This window comes from Thalassobaculum salexigens DSM 19539 (assembly GCF_000423805.1).
Classification (GTDB): Bacteria; Pseudomonadota; Alphaproteobacteria; order Thalassobaculales; family Thalassobaculaceae; genus Thalassobaculum; species Thalassobaculum litoreum.
Window position 1 is genome coordinate 661,486 of the sequence record NZ_KE384095.1, and the last position, 18,232, is coordinate 679,717.

21 protein-coding genes are annotated in these 18,232 nt (G+C 68.4%); 9 read left to right on the forward strand and 12 right to left on the reverse strand.

Features of this window, described 5'->3' with window-relative positions; genetic code table 11:
- Nucleotides 1-47: 47 nt before the first annotated feature.
- Nucleotides 48-1,247: a multidrug effflux MFS transporter gene (locus tag G578_RS0123530; protein ID WP_028796317.1), complete on the forward strand. Its 1,200-nt coding sequence runs from the start codon at nucleotides 48-50 to the stop codon at nucleotides 1,245-1,247.
- 13 nt (nucleotides 1,248-1,260) lie between these two features.
- On the forward strand, nucleotides 1,261-1,752 hold the full coding sequence (locus G578_RS27935) for a GNAT family N-acetyltransferase (protein ID WP_084619153.1): 492 nt from the start codon (nucleotides 1,261-1,263) through the stop codon (nucleotides 1,750-1,752).
- Nucleotides 1,753-1,836: 84 nt separating this feature from the next.
- Here G578_RS27935 and infC read toward each other — a convergent pair whose 3' ends face one another.
- Nucleotides 1,837-2,376, reverse strand: a complete 540-nt coding sequence (gene infC / locus G578_RS0123540) for a translation initiation factor IF-3 (protein ID WP_028796318.1) — start codon at nucleotides 2,374-2,376, stop codon at nucleotides 1,837-1,839.
- A gap of 17 nt (nucleotides 2,377-2,393) precedes the next feature.
- Nucleotides 2,394-4,331, reverse strand: a complete 1,938-nt coding sequence (gene thrS, locus G578_RS0123545; RefSeq protein WP_028796319.1) for a threonine--tRNA ligase — start codon at nucleotides 4,329-4,331, stop codon at nucleotides 2,394-2,396.
- A 328-nt stretch (nucleotides 4,332-4,659) separates the two neighbouring features.
- Here thrS and G578_RS28850 point away from each other — a divergent pair, with 328 nt between their 5' ends.
- Nucleotides 4,660-5,700 carry a 2OG-Fe(II) oxygenase gene (locus G578_RS28850; RefSeq protein ID WP_156907443.1) on the forward strand — a complete coding sequence of 347 codons (1,041 nt, stop codon included), beginning with the start codon at nucleotides 4,660-4,662 and terminating at the stop codon, nucleotides 5,698-5,700.
- Here the strand turns inward: G578_RS28850 and G578_RS0123555 are convergent.
- From G578_RS0123555 to G578_RS0123570, 4 genes are all read right to left on the reverse strand, one after another.
- The gene (locus tag G578_RS0123555; protein WP_028796320.1) at nucleotides 5,639-6,310 is read right to left on the reverse strand and encodes a hypothetical protein; all 672 of its coding nucleotides are present in this window, start codon (nucleotides 6,308-6,310) and stop codon (nucleotides 5,639-5,641) included. The genes G578_RS28850 and G578_RS0123555 overlap by 62 nt on opposite strands.
- A 24-nt stretch (nucleotides 6,311-6,334) precedes the next feature.
- Nucleotides 6,335-6,730: a RidA family protein gene (locus G578_RS27945; RefSeq protein WP_211228999.1), complete on the reverse strand. Its 396-nt coding sequence runs from the start codon at nucleotides 6,728-6,730 to the stop codon at nucleotides 6,335-6,337.
- Nucleotides 6,731-6,818: 88 nt separating this feature from the next.
- Nucleotides 6,819-7,466: a glutathione S-transferase family protein gene (locus tag G578_RS0123565; RefSeq protein ID WP_028796321.1), complete on the reverse strand. Its 648-nt coding sequence runs from the start codon at nucleotides 7,464-7,466 to the stop codon at nucleotides 6,819-6,821.
- A gap of 46 nt (nucleotides 7,467-7,512) precedes the next feature.
- A complete protein-coding gene (locus G578_RS0123570) occupies nucleotides 7,513-7,905 on the reverse strand; it encodes a RidA family protein (protein ID WP_211229001.1) in 393 nt (130 codons plus the stop codon).
- A 179-nt stretch (nucleotides 7,906-8,084) separates the two neighbouring features.
- On the opposite strand from G578_RS0123570, the gene G578_RS0123575 reads away from it, so the two are divergent.
- Nucleotides 8,085-8,735 (forward strand): DUF1007 family protein, encoded by a 651-nt coding sequence (locus G578_RS0123575; protein WP_028796323.1) that lies wholly within the window; start codon nucleotides 8,085-8,087, stop codon nucleotides 8,733-8,735.
- A 7-nt stretch (nucleotides 8,736-8,742) separates the two neighbouring features.
- Nucleotides 8,743-9,768 (forward strand): nickel/cobalt transporter, encoded by a 1,026-nt coding sequence (locus tag G578_RS0123580; protein ID WP_051245216.1) that lies wholly within the window; start codon nucleotides 8,743-8,745, stop codon nucleotides 9,766-9,768.
- Here G578_RS0123580 and G578_RS27950 read toward each other — a convergent pair.
- Both G578_RS27950 and G578_RS0123590 read right to left on the reverse strand, forming a co-directional pair.
- Nucleotides 9,761-10,732 (reverse strand): glycosyltransferase family 9 protein, encoded by a 972-nt coding sequence (locus tag G578_RS27950; protein ID WP_156907444.1) that lies wholly within the window; start codon nucleotides 10,730-10,732, stop codon nucleotides 9,761-9,763. The genes G578_RS0123580 and G578_RS27950 overlap by 8 nt on opposite strands.
- On the reverse strand, nucleotides 10,729-11,970 hold the full coding sequence (locus tag G578_RS0123590; protein WP_156907445.1) for a glycosyltransferase family 4 protein: 1,242 nt from the start codon (nucleotides 11,968-11,970) through the stop codon (nucleotides 10,729-10,731). Before G578_RS0123590 ends, G578_RS27950 begins: the two co-directional genes overlap by 4 nt.
- A gap of 51 nt (nucleotides 11,971-12,021) precedes the next feature.
- Here G578_RS0123590 and G578_RS0123595 point away from each other — a divergent pair, with 51 nt between their 5' ends.
- Nucleotides 12,022-12,804, forward strand: a complete 783-nt coding sequence (locus G578_RS0123595) for an alpha/beta hydrolase (protein ID WP_028796326.1) — start codon at nucleotides 12,022-12,024, stop codon at nucleotides 12,802-12,804.
- On the opposite strand, the gene G578_RS0123600 is transcribed toward G578_RS0123595, so the two are convergent.
- A complete protein-coding gene (locus G578_RS0123600) occupies nucleotides 12,801-13,565 on the reverse strand; it encodes a sensor histidine kinase (protein ID WP_028796327.1) in 765 nt (254 codons plus the stop codon). The two genes, G578_RS0123595 and G578_RS0123600, sit on opposite strands and share 4 nt — an antisense overlap.
- Between G578_RS0123600 and G578_RS0123605 the strand changes: the two genes are divergently transcribed.
- On the forward strand, nucleotides 13,564-14,364 hold the full coding sequence (locus tag G578_RS0123605; protein WP_156907446.1) for a tetratricopeptide repeat protein: 801 nt from the start codon (nucleotides 13,564-13,566) through the stop codon (nucleotides 14,362-14,364). The genes G578_RS0123600 and G578_RS0123605 overlap by 2 nt on opposite strands.
- Before the next feature lie 78 nt (nucleotides 14,365-14,442).
- On the opposite strand, the gene G578_RS0123610 is transcribed toward G578_RS0123605, so the two are convergent.
- Together G578_RS0123610 and G578_RS0123615 are read right to left on the reverse strand one after the other, a co-directional pair.
- Nucleotides 14,443-14,835 (reverse strand): MarR family transcriptional regulator, encoded by a 393-nt coding sequence (locus tag G578_RS0123610; protein WP_028796329.1) that lies wholly within the window; start codon nucleotides 14,833-14,835, stop codon nucleotides 14,443-14,445.
- Between the two features lie 94 nt (nucleotides 14,836-14,929).
- Nucleotides 14,930-16,315 carry a leucyl aminopeptidase family protein gene (locus G578_RS0123615; protein ID WP_028796330.1) on the reverse strand — a complete coding sequence of 462 codons (1,386 nt, stop codon included), beginning with the start codon at nucleotides 16,313-16,315 and terminating at the stop codon, nucleotides 14,930-14,932.
- Nucleotides 16,316-16,450: 135 nt separating this feature from the next.
- On the opposite strand from G578_RS0123615, the gene G578_RS0123620 reads away from it, so the two are divergent.
- Nucleotides 16,451-17,119: a glutathione S-transferase family protein gene (locus G578_RS0123620; RefSeq protein WP_028796331.1), complete on the forward strand. Its 669-nt coding sequence runs from the start codon at nucleotides 16,451-16,453 to the stop codon at nucleotides 17,117-17,119.
- 54 nt (nucleotides 17,120-17,173) lie between these two features.
- Here G578_RS0123620 and G578_RS0123625 read toward each other — a convergent pair whose 3' ends face one another.
- Nucleotides 17,174-17,395 (reverse strand): hypothetical protein, encoded by a 222-nt coding sequence (locus G578_RS0123625; protein WP_028796332.1) that lies wholly within the window; start codon nucleotides 17,393-17,395, stop codon nucleotides 17,174-17,176.
- Between the two features lie 204 nt (nucleotides 17,396-17,599).
- On the opposite strand from G578_RS0123625, the gene G578_RS0123630 reads away from it, so the two are divergent.
- Nucleotides 17,600-18,220, forward strand: a complete 621-nt coding sequence (locus G578_RS0123630; protein WP_051245218.1) for a nitroreductase family protein — start codon at nucleotides 17,600-17,602, stop codon at nucleotides 18,218-18,220.
- Nucleotides 18,221-18,232 lie beyond the last annotated feature (12 nt).

Consider the following 18,232-nt stretch of genomic DNA (forward strand, 5'->3'; position numbering starts at 1 on the left):
GCGGGCGTAAGTCGGGTCTGTCTTTATCTCTCGCCAAGGTCCGCTCCATGCAACGCCCCAGGCCCGACAGCTTCGCGGTCGCAGCGCTCCTGACATCGCTGGTCGCGTTCGGCCCGATCTCCACGGACATGTACCTGCCCTCGCTGCCGGCCCTGGTAACGGACTTCCAGACCGACGTGCCGACGGTGCAGCTCACCCTCAGCGCCTTCATGGTGGCCTTCGCGCTCGCCATGCTGGTCTACGGACCGCTGTCGGACCGGTTCGGCCGGCGGCCGGTGCTGCTGGGGGCGGTGGTGCTCTACGTGATCTCCTCCATCGCCTGCGTCTTCGCGCCGACCATCGAGGCGCTGGTGGTCGCCCGGGTGTTCCAGGCCATGGGCTGCTGCGCCGGGCCGGTGCTCGGACGCGCGGTGGTGCGCGACGTTTACGGCCGTGACCGGGCGGCCCAGGTGCTGTCCTATATGGGCACGGCGATGGCCCTGGCGCCGGCGATTGGACCGATCGCCGGCGGCTGGCTGCAGGTCGCCTTCGGATGGCACTCGGTCTTCGTGGTGCTCAGCCTGTTCTCGCTGATCGCCCTGATCGGCACCTATTTCATGCTGGACGAGACCAACCCGCACAAGAACCCCTACGCCATCTCGCCGCGGGGCATCGTCTCGAACTACGCCCTGCTGCTGTCGCATCGGGTCTATGTCGGATACCTGGCGACCATCGCCGCCTGCTACTGCGTGATCTTCAGCTTCATCTCGGGTTCGTCCTTCGTGCTGATCGAGGTGGTCGGGCTGTCGCCGGATCTCTACGGCTACTGCTTCGCCACCATCGTGATCGGCTACATGACCGGCACCTTCATCTCCGGCCGGTTCGGCCGTCGGGTCGGTGGCGAGCGGCTGATCTTGATCGGCGCCACCCTGGCCGCCATCGGGGGCGGAATCATGGCCGCCTTCGCCTGGAGCGGCCATGTCACCGTGCTCAGCATCGTGCTGCCGCAGATGCTCGCCATGGTCGGGGTCGGTTTCGTCTTTCCGAACAGCCAGGCCGGCGCCATCGGTCCGTTTCCCCAGATGGCGGGGGCCGCCTCGGCTCTGGTCGGGTTCTTCCAGATGGGGGTGGCCTCGGTGGTCGGCCTCGCCATCGGCCACGCCTTCGACGGCACCGCCAGGCCGTTGGCGACCGGGGTGGCGGTGTCCGGCTTCCTGATGCTGGTCTTCTTCCTGACCCTGGTCTGGCCGGTGCGGAACCGGGCGTAGGCGTGCCGTGGCGATGAGGCTCTGGATCCGACCGCCGAAGGTCTCGGAAGCGCGCCCCGTGTCCCGGGTGGTGCGGCGGTCCATCGTCGAGCTCTGCGAGGAGGATCACGGCGGCGACGTCCATCGCATCGCCGAGTGGCTGGCCAACAAGTCGCCGCAGCAGGTGGCCAGGTGGATCGCCGACCGCGAGCAGCTCTGGAGCGTCGCCGGCCGCGAGGTGATCGAGGGTGCGGGGGCGGTGCGCCGGGACGGTCGCGTGCTGCTGCTCTATGTCGATCCGGCCGCCCGGTTCAGCGGCGTGAGCCGGGCCCTGCTCGAGCAGCTCGAGCTGGACGCCTTCCAGGCCGGGGCGACCAGGATCTCGCTGCAGAGCACCCGCACGGCACGTCGGTTCTATCTGGAGGCGGGGTATGTCCCGGTCGCCGCCGACAGCGACGAGCTGGTCAAATCGATGGGGCGGATGACCGAGCTGACCCGGAAAACCAAGAAGCCGACGGTCGGCTGAGACTGTCGGCTTCCTTACTGCGGCGTTTCCTGGGGGTGTCAGCGGCGTTTGGAGCAAAACGCGATCAGATAGTCTGACCGTGCTCTAACGCGGCGCGACCACCATGATCATCTGTCGGCCTTCGAGCTTGGGATGCGCCTCCACCTTGGCGATCTCGGCGACCTCCTCCTGCACGCGCTTCAGCACGTTCAGGCCGATCTCCTGGTGCGCCATCTCACGACCGCGGAAGCGCATGGTCAGCTTCACCTTGTCCCCGTCGCCGAGGAAGCGATTCACGCTGCGCATCTTCGTCTGGTAGTCGTGCTCGTCGATGTTCGGGCGCATCTTGATCTCTTTGACCTCGATGACCTTCTGTTTCTTCTTGGCTTCGTTCTTCTTCTTTTGAGCCTCGTACTTGAACTTGCCGTAGTCCAGGATCTTGCAGACCGGCGGATCTGCATTCGGTGACACCTCGACCAGGTCGAGGCCGAAGCCTTCGGCCTGCGCAATGGCTTCATCGACGTTCATCACGCCCAGCATGTCGCCATCGGGACCGACGCAGCGCACCTTCGGCACGCGGATGTCACGGTTGACCCGAGGGCCGTCCTTTTGCGGCGGGGTCGTATTAAAAGGTGGTCTGGCGATAGGTTACCTCCTGTGTTTCATTCAGCGGAGCGGCTGGCGGAACGATCCGGGGCCGCCGCTTCATCCTGTAGTCTATGAACGGCGTCGTCGAGAGCAAGGATTTCCTGCGCCTTGCCGCCGAGACGGCGGACCGCGACTTGCTTTCCTTCGGCTTCGCGGGCGCCGACGACAAGCAGCGCCGGCACCTTTGCCTCGGAATGTTCGCGGACCTTGTAGTTAATCTTTTCGTTGCGTAAGTCCAGGGCGACACGGAGTCCGGCGGCCTTGCAGGCGGCGGCGACCTCGCGGGCATAGTCCTCGGCGGCATCGGTGATCGTCGCGACCACGACCTGGACCGGCGCCAGCCACATGGGGAACCGGCCGGAGAACTGCTCGATCAGGATGCCGATCCAGCGCTCCATGGAGCCGAAGATCGCCCGGTGCAGCATGACCGGCCGCTTGCGCTCGCCGCTCTCGGCCACATAGGTGGCGTCCAGCCGCTCCGGCAGCACGAAATCGACCTGCAGCGTGCCGCACTGCCAGTCTCGGCCGATGGCGTCGCGTAGCACGAATTCCAGCTTCGGGCCGTAGAACGCGCCCTCGCCCGGGTTCAGGGTCGTCTCCAGCCCGGCGGCGTCGCAGGCCTCGCGCAGCGCGCCCTCGGCCCGGTCCCACACCGCGTCCTCGCCGGCCCGGACCTCGGGGCGGTCGGAGAACTTGATGCGGATGTCCCGGAAGCCGAAATCGGCATAGATCGATTTCAGCAGGTCGCAGAACTTGATGCTCTCGTCGGTGATCTGGTCTTCCGTGCAGAAGATATGGGCGTCGTCCTGGGTGAAGGCGCGCACCCGCATGATGCCGTGCAGCGCGCCCGACGGCTCGTTGCGGTGGCACGAGCCGAACTCGGCCAGGCGCAGCGGCAGGTCGCGGTAGGACTTCAGGCCCTGCTTGTAGACCTGTACATGGCCCGGGCAGTTCATCGGCTTCAGCGCCAGCACCCGGTCGTCCTCGGCGTTGGCCGTGAACATGTTCTCGCGGAACTTGTCCCAGTGGCCCGAGGCCTCCCACAGCGCCCGGTCGATGAGCTGCGGCGTCTTGATCTCCTGATACCCGGCCGCGTCGAGCCGGCGGCGGATATACATCTCGATCTCGCGGTACAGCGTCCAGCCCTTGGGGTGCCAGAACACCGAACCGACGGCTTCTTCCTGGATGTGGAACAGGTCGAGCTCGCGGCCGAGGCGGCGGTGGTCGCGCTTCTCGGCCTCCTCGATCATCGTCAGATGGGCCTGCAGCGCCTTGTCGTCGGCGAAGGCCGTGCCGTAGATGCGCTGGAGCTGCTCGCGGTTGCTGTCGCCGCGCCAGTAGGCGCCGGCCACCCGCATCAGCTTGAAGGCATGGCCCACGCCCTTGGTCGACGGGCCGTGCGGACCGCGGCACAGGTCGAGGAACTCGCCCTGGCGGTAGAAGCTGATCGTCTCGCCCTGGGGGATCGCCTCGGTCAGCTCGACCTTGAACGGCTCGTTCGTGGCCTTGTAGTGCTCGACCGCCTGGTCGCGCGTCCACTCCTCGCGCACGATCTTCTCGTCGCGGTCGACGATCTCGTGCATGCGCTGTTCGATCTTCTCCAGATCGTCCGGCGTGAAGGGCTGGTCGCGGTAGAAGTCGTAGTAGAAGCCGTTGTCGATCGACGGGCCGATCGTGACCTGGGTGCCGGGATACAGCTCCAGCACCGCCTCGGCCAGGATATGGGCGCAGTCGTGACGGATATGCGCCAGCGCCTTGTCGTCCTTGCGGGTGACCAGGGCGAGCCTGGCGTCCTCGGAGATCACATGGTCGAGATCGACCGGCTTGCCGTCGACCTCGGCGATGAAGGCGGCCTTGGCGAGGCCCGGGCCGATATCGGCGGCGACGGCGGCCGGCGTGACCGGCGCGTCGTAGGAACGGACGGAACCGTCGGGAAGCGTGATGGCGGGCATTGGAGTTCTCTTTGTCGAAACCGGGGCAGAGCGGGCGGAAGCGGTCCGGCCCCTCAGGGCCACCGCTCAGGCGTCATGCCGTCTCGAACGCGCGCAGGGATGCGCCGGCCGTCCGAGACGGCCAGATAGTCTGCGTCCGAGTGATGATGCGCAGCAGGCGCATGGGTTCGTCCGGTTTCGTTGCGTTCGGCTGGGTTTTACGCGCCTCGGCGGTGCGAGGCAAGGGGCGGGCTGAACCGGGTCGCGGCGGTCGGTCTTGCACTGCCCGGTTCGAACAGGTTCACTCGCCCGACCTCTGGAAAATCCGGGACCGGCCATGACGACCCAGATGAGACAGCTTCCCACCCTTGCCGTGGGCGACATCATGCCGAAACTGCCGCTCAAGCGGCGCAACGGCGAGACGTTCGACCTCTATTCCGACGAGGAGTCCGGCAACATCCACTTGCTCGCCTTCGTCGCCGACCCGGCCTCCGGCACGGCCGTGGTCGATGCGCTGGCGGCAAAGCGGGACGATTTCGACGCGCTCGGCACGCGGGTTCGCATCGTGCTGTCCGGCGAGGCCAAGGGCGAGTTTCCCTTCCCGGTGCTGGGCGATCCCGACGGCACCGCGTCCAGGCTGGCCGGGCTGACGGTCGCCCTGGGCAGGGTCACCGGCGGCGGGCCGGTCCTGCTGCTGGTCGGCCCGAACCAGCACCTGGCCGCGCGGATCGGTCCCGAGGACGGCGACCCGGCCGAGGCCGCCCTGGCGGTGGCCCGGCCGATGGTGGAGCGCCGCCGCGCCGAACTGGTGCCGGCGATGCACCCGCCGGTCCTGATGGTGCCCGACGTGTTCAACGACGCGGACTGCAAGCGGCTGATCAACATCTTCGCCATGCAGGGCAACGAATTCGTCGAGCCCGGCCACAACCAGCTCCAGGGCCGGACCACCGACTGCAAGATGCGGATTCCGGACTACGGCCGCGACGATCGGATCGACCACTGGGTCTGCTCGCCGGAGACCAACACCATCATCGACGAGCGCATCGGCCCGCGGTTGATCCCGGAGATCCAGCGCGCTTTCAACTATCGGGTCACCCGGCACGAGCGCTACCGGATCGCCCGCTACGAAGGGGCGCAGAAGGGCTCCAAGCACGGTCACCGCGACAATACCCAGCCGGGGGTCGCCCATCGACGCTTCGCGGTGACGATCAACCTGAACAGCGACGAGTACGAAGGCGCGGAGATCCGCTTCCCGGAGTTCTCGCAGGCCGTCTACAAGCCGCCGGCCGGCGCGGCCATCGTGTTCTCCTGCTCGCTGCTGCACGAGGTCATGCCGATGCGCTCGGGTCGCCGCTTCGCCCTGCTGGCTTTCCTGTTCGGCGAGACCTGAGGGCCTGTCCGGGGAGACCCGAGGGTCGGCCCCGCGCGTCCTGGGCGGCGGCCTCGAACTGGTCGCGGGTCCAGGCGTTGCGGGCGGGGGACGGCCCGATCCGGCGGCATTCCTCGGCGCAGACCTGATAGTCGCGGACCGCGAGCCCCTTGGTGCGGAAGGTCGGGAAGCCGCTGTAGAGACCCTGCGGGCCGAGATTGTAGGCCATGTCGAAGGTGGCGAGCTGGACCCGCGCGGGCCAGGCCGCGAAGCCGCCGCCGACAGTCTTGAACAGCCTTTGCGTCTCGGCGAAGATTTCGGCGAACTTGCTGCGGAACAGGTCGGCCGATTGCTCCGGCGTGATCCGCAGGTCCGACAGGTCCTGAAAGGCGTTGGCCCCGCGCAGGGCGCGGTCGGTCGCCGCGGCGACGGCGGCATAGGCGGTCTGCTTGTCCGAATCGCTCGCCGCCTGTCCGTTCCGACCCAGCGGGATGGCCCCGACCGCGGCGGCGTTCGGGAGCATGTGGCCGATGCCGATCGTCACCTTGTCGACCGTGTCGAGATAGAGCCAGGGAATGTCGCCTTCGAATCGCCGGGCGATCGGCAGGTAGTCGTCGGCAGTGATCAGCATGCTCACACTCCCTGGCTGAAGGCGTTATCTCCGCGCGGCGACCGCCTCGATCTCGACCGTCCAGTCCGGATTGGCGAGGGCGGTGATCACCAGCAGGGTGCTGGGCACCTTGCGGCTGCCGAGAAAATCATTCCGCGTCGTCCGCATCGTCGGGATGTCGGCCGGGTCGGTCAGGTAGAAGCGCAGGAACACCAGGTCGTCTAGACCGAGCCCGGCATCGGCCAGCAGGTTCGCGATGTTGGCGAAGGCCTGTCGGATCTGGCTTTCGGTGTCGCGGCCGGCCAGCGTGCCGTCCGCCTTCAGGCCGATCTGGCCCGACAGGACGAACCAGTCCTTCACCCCCTCGACCATCAGGCCCTGGGTGAAGGTCGGAATGCCGAGATTGGGGACGGTATCCGGATCGTGGGTGGTGGTGGTCATGGGCATCTCTCCCGATTGGATCGTTCTATAGGATTTTTACGATTAATGCAAGTTAACACTGTATTCAGATTCCGAAAGTTGCATCCGGTCAGTACGTCAGCCGGCCGAACATATGGTCGAACGGCAGCATGACGTGCTCGCGATAGGCCGGGCGGTCCTGCAGGCGGCGGTACCAGGCTTCCACATGGGGCACGGACGGCCGCTCGATTGGGATGCCGAAATATCGGAACAGGTTGGTGCCGGCCGGAATGTCGGCCAGGCCGAAGCTGTCGCCGCCGAGCCAGGGGCGGGTGGCCAGCTCGCGGTCGAGAAGCTGCATATGGGCGGCACAGCGCGCCAGCTTCTGGGCCACGGCGGCGGTATCCCGCTTGTCCTCCGGCGTGCGGTAGAAGCCCCAGAACACGCCGGTCAGGAAGTCGGGCTGCAGGGTCGTGCCCGACCAGTCCATCCAGCGCTCCGCCCGCGAGCGCGCGCCCGGGTCGTCCGACCAGTAGGTGCCCTTGCCGTAGCGGGCGGCGAGGTAGCGCAGGATCGTATGGGATTCCCAGACCACCGTGCCGCCGTCGTCGATCACCGGCACCCGCCCATGTGGGTTCATCGCCCGGAACTCGGGGTCGTCGAGCCCGCCATGGTCGCCGCCGGCCGGGATGTGCCGGTGCTCCAGCCCCAGCTCGCCGATGAACCAGAGAACCTTCTGCACGTTGAACGCGTCGCGGCGTCCCCAGACCGTCAGCATGGGCATTCTCCTTATTTTTTGCGTCGGCTCCTTCTTTGCGCCGGGCTCAGCGCGCGGCGACGATCTCCAGCTCCACCCGCCATTCCGGCAGGACAAGGCCGGAGACCAGGATCAGGGTGCTCGGGATCACCTTGTCCTCGCCGAAGAACTCGGTGCGGGCCTGGCGCAGGGCGAGGATGTCGTCCCGGTCGATCAGGTAGATCCGCAGATGGGCGACGTCGTCCCTGGTCATGCCCGCACCCGCCAGCAGCATGCCGATATTGGCGAAGGCCTGGCGGCACTGGGCGAGCGTGCCGGACGCGGTGGTGCCGTCGGGCAGCACGCCGACCTGACCGGCGATGTGCAGCCACTTGCTCACCCCTTCGGTGACCATGGCGTGAGTGTAGTTCGGGGTGCCCATGACCGCCATGCCGGCGGGGTCGAGGGGAGTGTGCGTCATCGGTCGTTCTCCGGGTCCGGGGAAAGGGGTGGCACGCATGCCGCGGGAGGCATTGAAGCCCAGATCGGGGTCCGGCGGTACCGGCCGTCTTTCTTCGCTGCCGACGATTCACTTCCGCCGGCCGGGCCTGTAGAGTGGCGCCGTGACGAGACCCGGGGGCGGGGTATCGGGAGACGGCGATGCTACGGATCTGGCGCACGTTTGTGATCGGACTGGCCCTGACGCTGGGTGTGGCGCTGGCCGCGCGCGAGGCGGCGGCCCATCCCCATGTCTGGATCGACCTGCGGACCACCGTGGTGATGGACGACCAGGGGCGGGTGACGGCGATCGGCCAGGAATGGCTGTTCGACCCGATCTATTCCGCCTATGTGACCGGCGGCCTCGGCCCGGCATCGGACAAGGCCCGCAAGGCGCTGGACGACCTCCTGGGCGAGAGCATGACCAACTTGCGGGAGTACGATTATTTCATGCGGGTGCGGGCCGATGGCGGGCGCCTGGCCCTCGAAGACGCGCGAGACACCTCGGCGGCGATGCGCGGCGACCGGATGCTGTACCGCTTCACCGTGCCCCTGTCCGATCCGGTGGACCCGCGCAGCCGGAACCTCGATATCGCGGTGTTCGACCCGACCTACTACATCGAGATGCTGCATCTGGAGGGGGACGTCATCGCCTTTCAGGGAGCGAACCAGACCGGTTGCGGGGCGCGGATCATCGAGCCCGCCCCGGACATGAACGCCATTGCCCTGGCCCAGTCCCTCGACAGGAACGCCGCTGCCGACGACACCCTCGGCGCCCAGTTCGCCGAGACCGTCATCATCGCCTGCAAGTGAGACCGCGATGTCCTCGACCGAACTCCGGATGAATCCCCGGCTCCTCCTGCCGGCCGGCGGACTGGTTCTGCTGGTCGGTGCGGCGATCCTGCTGGCCTTCGCGCCGCAGTTCGACCTGTCGATCCCGTACTGGTCGCGGATCGCCCTGGAGATCCAGGTCATCCAGCGCGAGCTGCATCGGGGACTCGCCGCCGCGATCACCGCGGTGCGCGAAGAGGGGATGGTCGCGGCCTGGACGCTGGTGGGGCTCAGCTTCCTCTACGGCATCTTCCACGCGGCCGGCCCGGGCCACGGCAAGGTGGTGATCTCCACCTACCTGCTGACCCAGGAGAGCGAGCTGAAGCGGGGACTGACCCTGTCCCTTGCGGCGGCCCTGGTGCAGGGTCTGGTGGCGATCCTGGTGGTCGAGGCGACGGTTCGGGTCCTCGGCCTCACCATGCGCCAGGCGGAGGGCGTTGTGCCGAGCCTGGAGGCGGCGAGCTACGGGCTGATCGCCCTGGTGGGCGCGGGGCTGGTCTTCGCCCGCGGGCGCCGGCTGCTCCGCGCGCTGGCCGGATCGCCTGCCGCGCACGACCCTCACCACGACGCTCACGGTCATCATCATGATCACCCTCACGACCACGCACACGATCACGCCCATTGCGGCCATTCCCACGGTCCCAGCCGCGAGGATCTGGCCGCGCCGCTGAGCCTGCGCGGCGCTGCCGCCCTGGTCCTGTCGATCGGCATCCGGCCCTGCAGCGGCGCGGTGCTGGTCCTGGTGGTCGCCTATTCCATGGGCCTGCGGCTGACCGGCATGGCCTCGGTGCTGGCGATGTCCCTGGGCACGGCGATCACCGTCGGGGTCCTGGCCGCCCTGTCGGTCTTCGCCCGCGACATGGCCCGGCGGCTGGCGGCGCGGATGCCGGCGCATGCGGGGGGCCTGTCGCTGGCGGCGGAGGGCGTCGCCGTGCTGGGCGGGCTAGCGATCCTGGTGCTGGGCCTGCTGCTGCTGCAGGCGGTGCTGAGCGCGCCGGCGCATCCGCTCAGGTAGCGCCGTCTCCCAACCGCGGGTCGCGGGCGATCCAGTCGCCGGTCTCCGCCAGAACCGCCTCGACATCCAGGTCCGCCAGATCGTCGCGCTGCAATGCGCGGGTATGCGGGCCGCGCGGGCCGGTACGGCCGGGATCGCTGTCGGCGGAGAACAGGGCCAGGGTCGGCGCCCCGGCCAGGGCGGCCAGATGGGTGGGCCCGGTGTCGTTGCCGATTACCAGCCGGGCCGCCCGGGCGAAAGCCGCGAGCTCCGGCAGGGATGTCGCCCCGGTCAGGTCGAGCGCCTCGGGGGCCGCCGCCTGGATCGCGTGGGCGAGGTCGCCTTCCCCGGCGGTGCCGGCGACGGCGGTGCCGAGGCCCTGCGCGTCCAGCCGCGCGGCGAGGTCGCCGAACCGGTCCGCCGGCCAGCGTTTGGCCGGACGCCCCGGCGAAGCGCCGGGGATCAGCAGGACGAAGGGCCGGGCCGGCAGGCGGTCGGCGATCGGTGCGTCGAGGAAGCCCAGATCCGACAGCGGCACGTCGTCGATCCCGGCGATGGCGAGTTGTTCGCGCTGGCGCTCGACCGTGTGCAGGGGCGAGGGCGCGTCATAGACGTGGCGGTGGCTGCATCCCGGCACTTTGCCGCACCATTCCGGCCCGCCGGCGCCGCCGAGCAGGCGGAAATAGCCGGCCGACCGGTCGGAGGTCTGCAGGTCGTAGACACGCCGGAACCGCCCGCCGCGCAGCTTTCGGCGCAGGGCGAGCCAGGCGAGGGGATTGAGCTTCGGCGCGGAATCGACCCAGATCTCGTCGAACAGGCCACTCGCCTGCGCCAGGTCGAGGTACGGCGCGCGGGTCAGCAGGGTCAGGCGGGCCGAAGGATGGTCCCGCCGGATCGCCTGCATCGGGCCGAGCGCGAGCAGAAAGTCCCCCAGCGCGCCGAGCTTGATCACCAGCACGCGGTCGATGGCGGAAGCGGCGGTCATAGGCGTTCGCAGCCCCGCGCGGCCAGGACCTCGGTATAGACGGACAGGGTGCGGGCGCACATCTGATAGCGCGAGAAGTTCCGGCGCACATGGGCGATGGCCTTGGCCGACAGGGCCGCGCGGGCTTCCTCGTCGAGGGCCAGCGCGGTGCGCAGCCCCGCGGCCAGCGCGCCGGCATCCCCGGGCTGCACCAGCCAGCCGGTCTCGCCCGGCAGCACGGTCTCCCGCGCGCCGCCGTGATCGGCTGCGACGATCGGCCGGCCCATGGCCTGGGCCTCGATCATCACCCGGCCGAACGGTTCCGGATCCAGGCTGGCGGAGACCACCACATTGGCCAGCTTGTAGGCGGCGGGCATATCGTCGGTCCGGCCGACGAAATGCACATAGCCGCCCACGCCGGAGGCATGGGCATGGGCTTCCAGCGCCTTCTTGGCGTCCGGTCGCGCGGTGTCGTCACCGACCATGAGGCAGCGAAAGGATCCGCGCTCCAGCTGCGCCAGCGCGTCGATCAGCAGCTTGTGGCCCTTCCAGGCGGTGATCCGTCCCGGCATCATGATCACCGGGACCCCGTCGGGCAGGCGCCACTTGTTGACCAGCCGGATCATCCGTTCCGCCGGCACCTTGTCCGGGTCGAACAGCTCCAGATCCACCCCGCGCGGGATCACCCGCAGTCGGGCGGCGTCCAGGCCGTAATCGGCGAGCAGCCGCTCGGCGATGTAGTGGGAGATGGCGATCACCCGCTCGCCGCGCACCATCACCGAATTGTAGGCGCGCTTCAGGGCGTTGGAGGCGGCCGGGCGCTGGTGAAAGGTGGTGACGAAGGGCACCCGGTTGCGCGCCGCCGCCTTGATCCCGAGCCAGGCGGGAATGCGCGAGCGGGCATGCACCAGGTCGACCCGCTCGCGATGGATCAGGTCGACCAGCGAATCGAAGGTCGCGCGCCAGTGCAGCGGGTTCTTGGAATGGACCGGCAGTTCGATATGGGTGGCGCCGATCCGTTCCAGCTCGCGCACCATCGGGCCGCCGCGCGAGACCACCAGCGACCGCCAACCGGCCTGGACGATGGCCCGGGACATGTCGACCGTGCCGCGTTCCACCCCGCCGGAGACCAGCGCGGGCAGCATTTGCAGGACGGTCGGCCCCATGCCGCCATGGCCGGGCCGGAACGCCTCGAAATCTTCGTCGGAAATGTTAGGATCGGGCGCGGCGGTCGCGCCGGCCTCCAACGGCTCTGTCACCGGCAAATCCAGCAATCGGTACGGTCCAATTCGAAAAGAGACCCTAGCACAATGACGCCCACGTCACAGCATGGCGAAACGCCCTCTCCGGCACCCAAGACCTTGACCACGCAGGATGGCGAGACCCTGGCCTATCATCACGTGCCGGGGCGGCAGCCCGGGATCCTGTTCTGCGGCGGATTCATGTCCGACATGACCGGCACCAAGGCCCTGGCCCTGGAGGCCCTGGCCCGGGCGCGCGGGCAGGCCTTCACCCGGTTCGACTATCGCGGCCACGGCCAGTCCTCCGGCGCGTTCCGGGACGGCACGATCGGCCTGTGGAGATCCGACGCCCTGGCCATTTTCGACGCGGTCACCGACGGCCCGGTGATCGTGGTCGGATCGTCCATGGGCGGCTGGATCGCCCTGCTCCTCGCCCTGGCCCGGCCCGAACGGGTGGCGGGGCTGGTCGGCATCGCCGCGGCGCCGGACTTCACCGAGGATCTGATGTGGGCGGAGTTCGACGAGACGGTCCGGCGGGCCCTGACCACCGAGCGGGTCTATCTGGAGCCGTCGGAGTATTCCGAGGAGCCCTACACGATCACCATGGATCTGATCGAGGAAGGGCGGAACCATCTGATCATGCGCGGGCCGATTCCGATCGCCGCGCCGGTGCGCCTGCTGCACGGCATGCGCGACACCAGCGTGCCGCACCGCCTTTCCGTTCTGTTGGCGGAGCGGCTGGAGACCGACGACGTCCAGGTGCATCTGGTGAAGGACGGCGACCACCGGCTGTCGACCGAGCGGGACCTGGCCCTGCTGGCCGGGGCGGTGGCGGAACTGTCGGGAGGCTAAGGCCTGCCGGTGCCGAGCGGCAGGCGGATGATGGCGCAGGTGCCGCCCGACGTGCCGGCGCGGAATTCCAGCGTGCCGCCCAACTCGGCCACCGTGCGCCGGGCGATCATCAGGCCGAGGCCGGACCCGGTATCGCCATGGGGGCCGACGGTGCTGGGTGCGCGGTCGCTCGGGTCGACCGAGTTCATCTGATCGGCCAGGATCGTCGGATCCATGCCGATGCCGTTGTCGGCGACCACGAACACCGCCACGTTCTCCAGCGGCTCGCGCCGGGCGATCAGCGAGACCCGGCCGCCCCGGGGTGTGAACTTGATGGCGTTGGTCAGCAGGTTGTTCAGAACCGTGCCGAGCAGGGCGATGTTGACCGAAAGCTCGGGCAGGTCGGGCTGGACATCGACCTCCAGGGACAGGCCCCGGGCCTCGGCCATCGGCCGGTACATGGCGGCGAGGTCCGCGAGCAGGGTCGAGACCGGAACGGAGGACGGCTCGGGCCGGGTCAGGGGGGCCTGGACCAGCTTGTCGCACAGGCCGATCATTTTTGAGGTCGCGTCATGCGCAAGGGCCGCGTATTCCTTGTAACGCGCGCTGCCAAGCGGGCCGAAGCGCTCGTCCTTCATGATCTCCATGATCGCCGACAGCGCGTTCAGCGGATTGCGGAGTTCGTGGGCGATCTCGCGCAGCTGGGCGGCGGCATCGGGTGAGAGCCTTGAAGTGCCGATCGAGGATTCGCCGACTTTGTCTGGACGTTCTTCTGACATCATGATGCAAGTCTCCACCAGATCCTCTTACCAACCGGTAAAGAAGACGGCCCTGATCCTGGCGATTGTGGGGCTGGTATTAGGTCAGATCGGGGCGGCATCGGCCCAGACGGTCGGCGGCGAGCAGCAAGCGGCGATGTACGACGCCTGTCTGACCCAGGCGGACTCCGAGCCCAAGGCGGCCTATGAGGCCGCGCTGGACTGGTACAAGGCGGGCGGTGGGCTGCCGGCGCGGCACTGCGCGGCGGTCGCCCTGCTCGGCCTGGACGCCTATGAGGAGGCGGCCGCCCGGCTGGAGAAGCTGGCAGGCGAGGTCCCCGACGCCCGGATCGATCTGCGCCTGGGCCTGATCGCCCAGGCCGCCCAGGGCTGGATGATGTCCGGCCGGGCGGAGCGGGCGGCCCAGCTGCTGTCCCTGGTGATCAACGTCCGCTCCGACGACCCCCAGCTCCGGGCGGACCGGGCGGTGGCCTGGATGTCGCTCGGCGACCACTGGGCGGCGATCGACGATCTGGACCTCGCCCTGCAGCGCGCGCCCGAGGATGTGGAGCTGCTGCTCTACCGGGCCGCCGCCTACCGCTATCTCGGAGTGCCGGACCTGGCGCGCGACGACGTGACCCGGGCCCTGGCCGTCGATCCGAACCATCCGGGCGCCTGGCTGGAGCGGGGCATTCTCGACGAACTCGCCGGCGACAAGGCGGCCGCGCGCCGTGACTGGATCAAGGTGCTGGAACTGGCGCCGGACGGAGCGGCTGCAGATGCCGCCCGGGCGCGGCTTGAGGCATTGGACGTGGCCCGGTAGCGGCCGGCCCCCGAACGATCAGACAGACAACGGCCAGACAGCCAGCGGTCCGGCAGCCAGCGGTCGGACAGCGAATGGTCAGACGGCGAGCGGCCGCTCATCCGCATCGTCGTCCGCGCCGTCAACGGTGTCGCCCGCTTCCGCCGCCAGGATCAGTCCGGCGAATTCCGACAGGAAGACCGAGCCCTTCACGGTGCGCTGGACCAGCACGCTGCGCCGGTCCTCATCGTCCACCTTGCGGCGCAGGAATCCCAGCGTGCACAGCCGGTCGAGCGCCCGGGTGACCGCGGGCTTGGAGATGTTCAGGGCGATGGCCAGCCCGCGCACGGTATGCGGCGGCGTGGTCAGATAGACGGTCAGCAGGAGCCCCATCTGCCGGGCGGTAAGGTCGGGCCCGTCACGGCGCACGCTCTGCACGGTGGCGGCCCGCCACAGGTTCAGGACTCGGTGCTGCTGATCGGATCGGTGCATCGACGGGCCTTTCCCGGTCGTTCCGGAAGCGGATCGAAGATACATGTCCTTGGCGGCAAAGGGAAGAGCGATCGTTTCGATCCCAGTCGATCGTTCAGCCGCCGAACCGCGCCTTGATCGTCTGGAAGGTCGCGCGGATGCCCTGGGCTTCGCCGCCTTCCGGCCGGCCGGGGCGATCGCGCAGGTTCCAGGCGATCAGATCCACATGCATCCAGGGTGTTGTTTTGGAAACGAAATGCTCCAGGAACAGGGCCGCGGTGATGGCGCCGCCATACGGGCCCGACCCGGTATTGGACAGGTCGGCGATCTTGGTCTTCAGCATCGCCTTGTAGGGCTGGTGCAGCGGCAGGCGCCACAGCGGATCCTCCTCCGCTAGGCCGCTGGCGAGGATGTCGCCGGCGAGCGAATCGTCGTTGCAGAACATCGCCGGCAGGTCTGGGCCGAGCGCCACGCGGGCGGCGCCGGTCAGGGTGGCGAAGTCGATCAGCAGGTCGGGCTGCTCGCTGTCGGCCTCGGTCAGGGCGTCGCAGAGCACCAGCCGGCCCTCGGCGTCGGTGTTGCCGACCTCCACCGTCGTGCCCTTGCGGGTGCGGCAGATGTCCATCGGCAGGAAGGCGTTGCCGGAGACCATGTTCATCACCGACGGCACCAGCACCCGCAGACGCACCGGCAGGTTCGCCGCCATGATCATGCGGGCCAGCGCCAGCACCTGGGCGGAGCCGCCCATGTCCTTCTTCATGGTCAGCATGCCGATGGACGGCTTCAGGTCGTAGCCGCCGGTGTCGAAGCACACGCCCTTGCCGACCAGGGTGACCTTCGGATGCTTGGCGTCGCCCCAGACCATGTCGATCAGGCGCGGCGCATCCTCCGCCCCGCGGCCGACCATGTGGATCGTCGGGTAGTTCTTCTTCAGCAGCTGGTCGCCGACGGTGACGGCGATCTTCGCCTTGAACTCCTTGGCCAGCGCCTTGGCCGTCTCGGCCAGCTCGGTTGGCCGCAGGTCGGAGCCGGGGGTGTTGATCAGGTCGCGGGCGAGGGCGGTCGACGCGGCGATATTCTCCACATGGTCGCGGTCCGCCCCTTTCGGCCAGACCAGTTCCGCCTCGATCTCGGGCATCTCGGTGTAGCGGGTGAAGCGGTAGGTCGCCAGTGCCCAGCCGGTCGCGGCCCGGGTCGCGTCCGCGCCCGACAGGTCGGCGTCGATGGCATAGCGTCCGGCGGGCAGGGATCCCGGCAGGCCGGCGAAGTCCCACACGCCGATCCGGCCGGCCTCCTCGACCCCGACCAGCACCCGGGCGATGTCCCCCGCCTTGCCGGGGACCACGCAGGTCTCGCCGGGCTTGGCCTTGTAGCCGGTGGCGGCGATCCAGGTCTTGGTGGCGGCATCGGCCTCCACGGCCCATTCCTTCAGTCCGTCGGCGGTGACCGGGGTGACCGGAATGGTTCCTGCGGTGGCGCGGGCGACGAGGTTGAAGGCCACGGCGGTTGCTCCTGGCTGTTGGACAAAGGACGAATGAGCGGTGACAGTTCCGTACATCCGGTATACTCGCTGCGGCTTAACAGGCACAAGCGAGCACCCCACATAGGGGTCTGCGCAACTGAATGGCGAGATGTTATGGCAGACACGGCCGACAGTCCCCTGACCTTGATCATCGGGAACAAGAACTACTCGAGCTGGTCTCTTCGGGCCTGGCTGATCCTGCGTCAGGCCGGTCTCAAGGCCGATGAGGTTCTCATCGCACTCAGCGAGTCCGGATCCAAGAGCGCGCTGCTGAAACACTCGCCTTCCGGGCGGGTCCCCTGCCTGGTCCATGGCGACCTGACGGTCTGGGACAGCCTGGCGATCGGCGAGTATGCCGCCGAGCTGGCGCCGGACGCCGGTCTGTGGCCGGCGGACCGGGCGGCCCGCGCCCTGGCCCGGTCCGTGTCGGCCGAGATGCATAGTGGCTTCACCGCCCTGCGCACGCATATGCCGATGAATATCCGCTCCTCCTTCCCCAAGGAGGGCCGCAAGCCGGGCGTGCAGGAGGACATCGACCGGGTGAAGGCGATCTGGCGCCAATGCCTGTCGCGCCATGGCGGCGACGGGCCGTTCCTGTTCGGCCGTTTCACCATCGCCGACGCCATGTACGCGCCGGTGGTCAGCCGCTTCCGGACCTTCGCCGTGGATCTGGGCGAGCAGGAGCAGGCCTATGCCGACGCGGTCTGGTCGATGGAGGCGATGAAGGTCTGGGTCGAGGCGGCCGAGGACGAACCGATGGTGATCGACGACGCCGAGTTCTGACCCGCCGCCGCGCAGGTCCGGTTCCGAAGGGCCGGTTCCGCGGGGCCGATCAGGTCAGTCGATCTCGTTCACGCAGTGCACAGGCCGGTCGAAATAGGTCGAATCCGAGCAGCGCTTACCCATCACCTTGTTCAGGTGGTAGAAGCCGTTGCGCCCCGTCGCCAGATTGGGGCCGAGCGCCAGCGCGCCGCCTCCCCAGACATAGGGATTGCATCCTCCCAGCAGGCCAAGCAGCAGGGCGGCGACGGACAGTCGGGCAAGGATGGTCTGGAACATCGTATCCTCCGAACTTCTTTCGGGGGGCCGGTCGGCCGGGTGCCGCCCTTTTGGCGACCGGCCGATAATGCATAAAATACCAGATATTTCCAGGGCAAAATCGCTTGCTGCAAGTGAGTCGCAAAACCACCTTGCGCCGATGGGTCTTTGCCTCAAGGGTATGGAACCCTATCTTCGCGGCATACTCAATCGGAGCACGTTCACATGTCTGTCGCTGAAACCGTCGCGACCGCCGCATCCCCCGACACGCTCGACCTGCTGCTGACCCGCCGCTCGGTCGTCGCCAAGAATCTGAGCGAGCCGGGGCCCGACGCCGCCACCCTGCAGAAGATCATCGCCGCCGGCCTGCGCGTCCCCGACCACGGCAAGATCGGCCCCTGGCGGGTCCAGGTCCTGCTCAAGGAGGGCCAGCTCGCCCTGGGCGACGTGCTGGCATCGGTCTATCTGGCCGACAATCCGGATGCCGAGAAGCGGCTGGTGGACATGGAGCGGCTTCGCCCGTCGCGCAGCCCGGTGCTGCTGGCGGTGACCTCCAAGATCGACCCGCACCATCCCAAGATCCCGGAGCTGGAGCAGCGGCTGTCCGGCGGTGCGCTCTGCCAGAACATCCTGGTGGCGGCCCATGCCAGCGGCTTCGCCGCCCAGTGGCTGACCGAATGGCCGGCCTTCCACCCCACGGTGAAGGAGGCGCTGGGCCACGACGCCGACACCGACATCATCGGCTTCATCTATATCGGCACCCCGACCGAGGCGCCGACCGAACGCGGCCGTCCGGCCTATGAGGACGTGGTCAGCGAGTGGACGGGGCCGGAGCCCAAGGTCTAAGCCCCGCGGTCT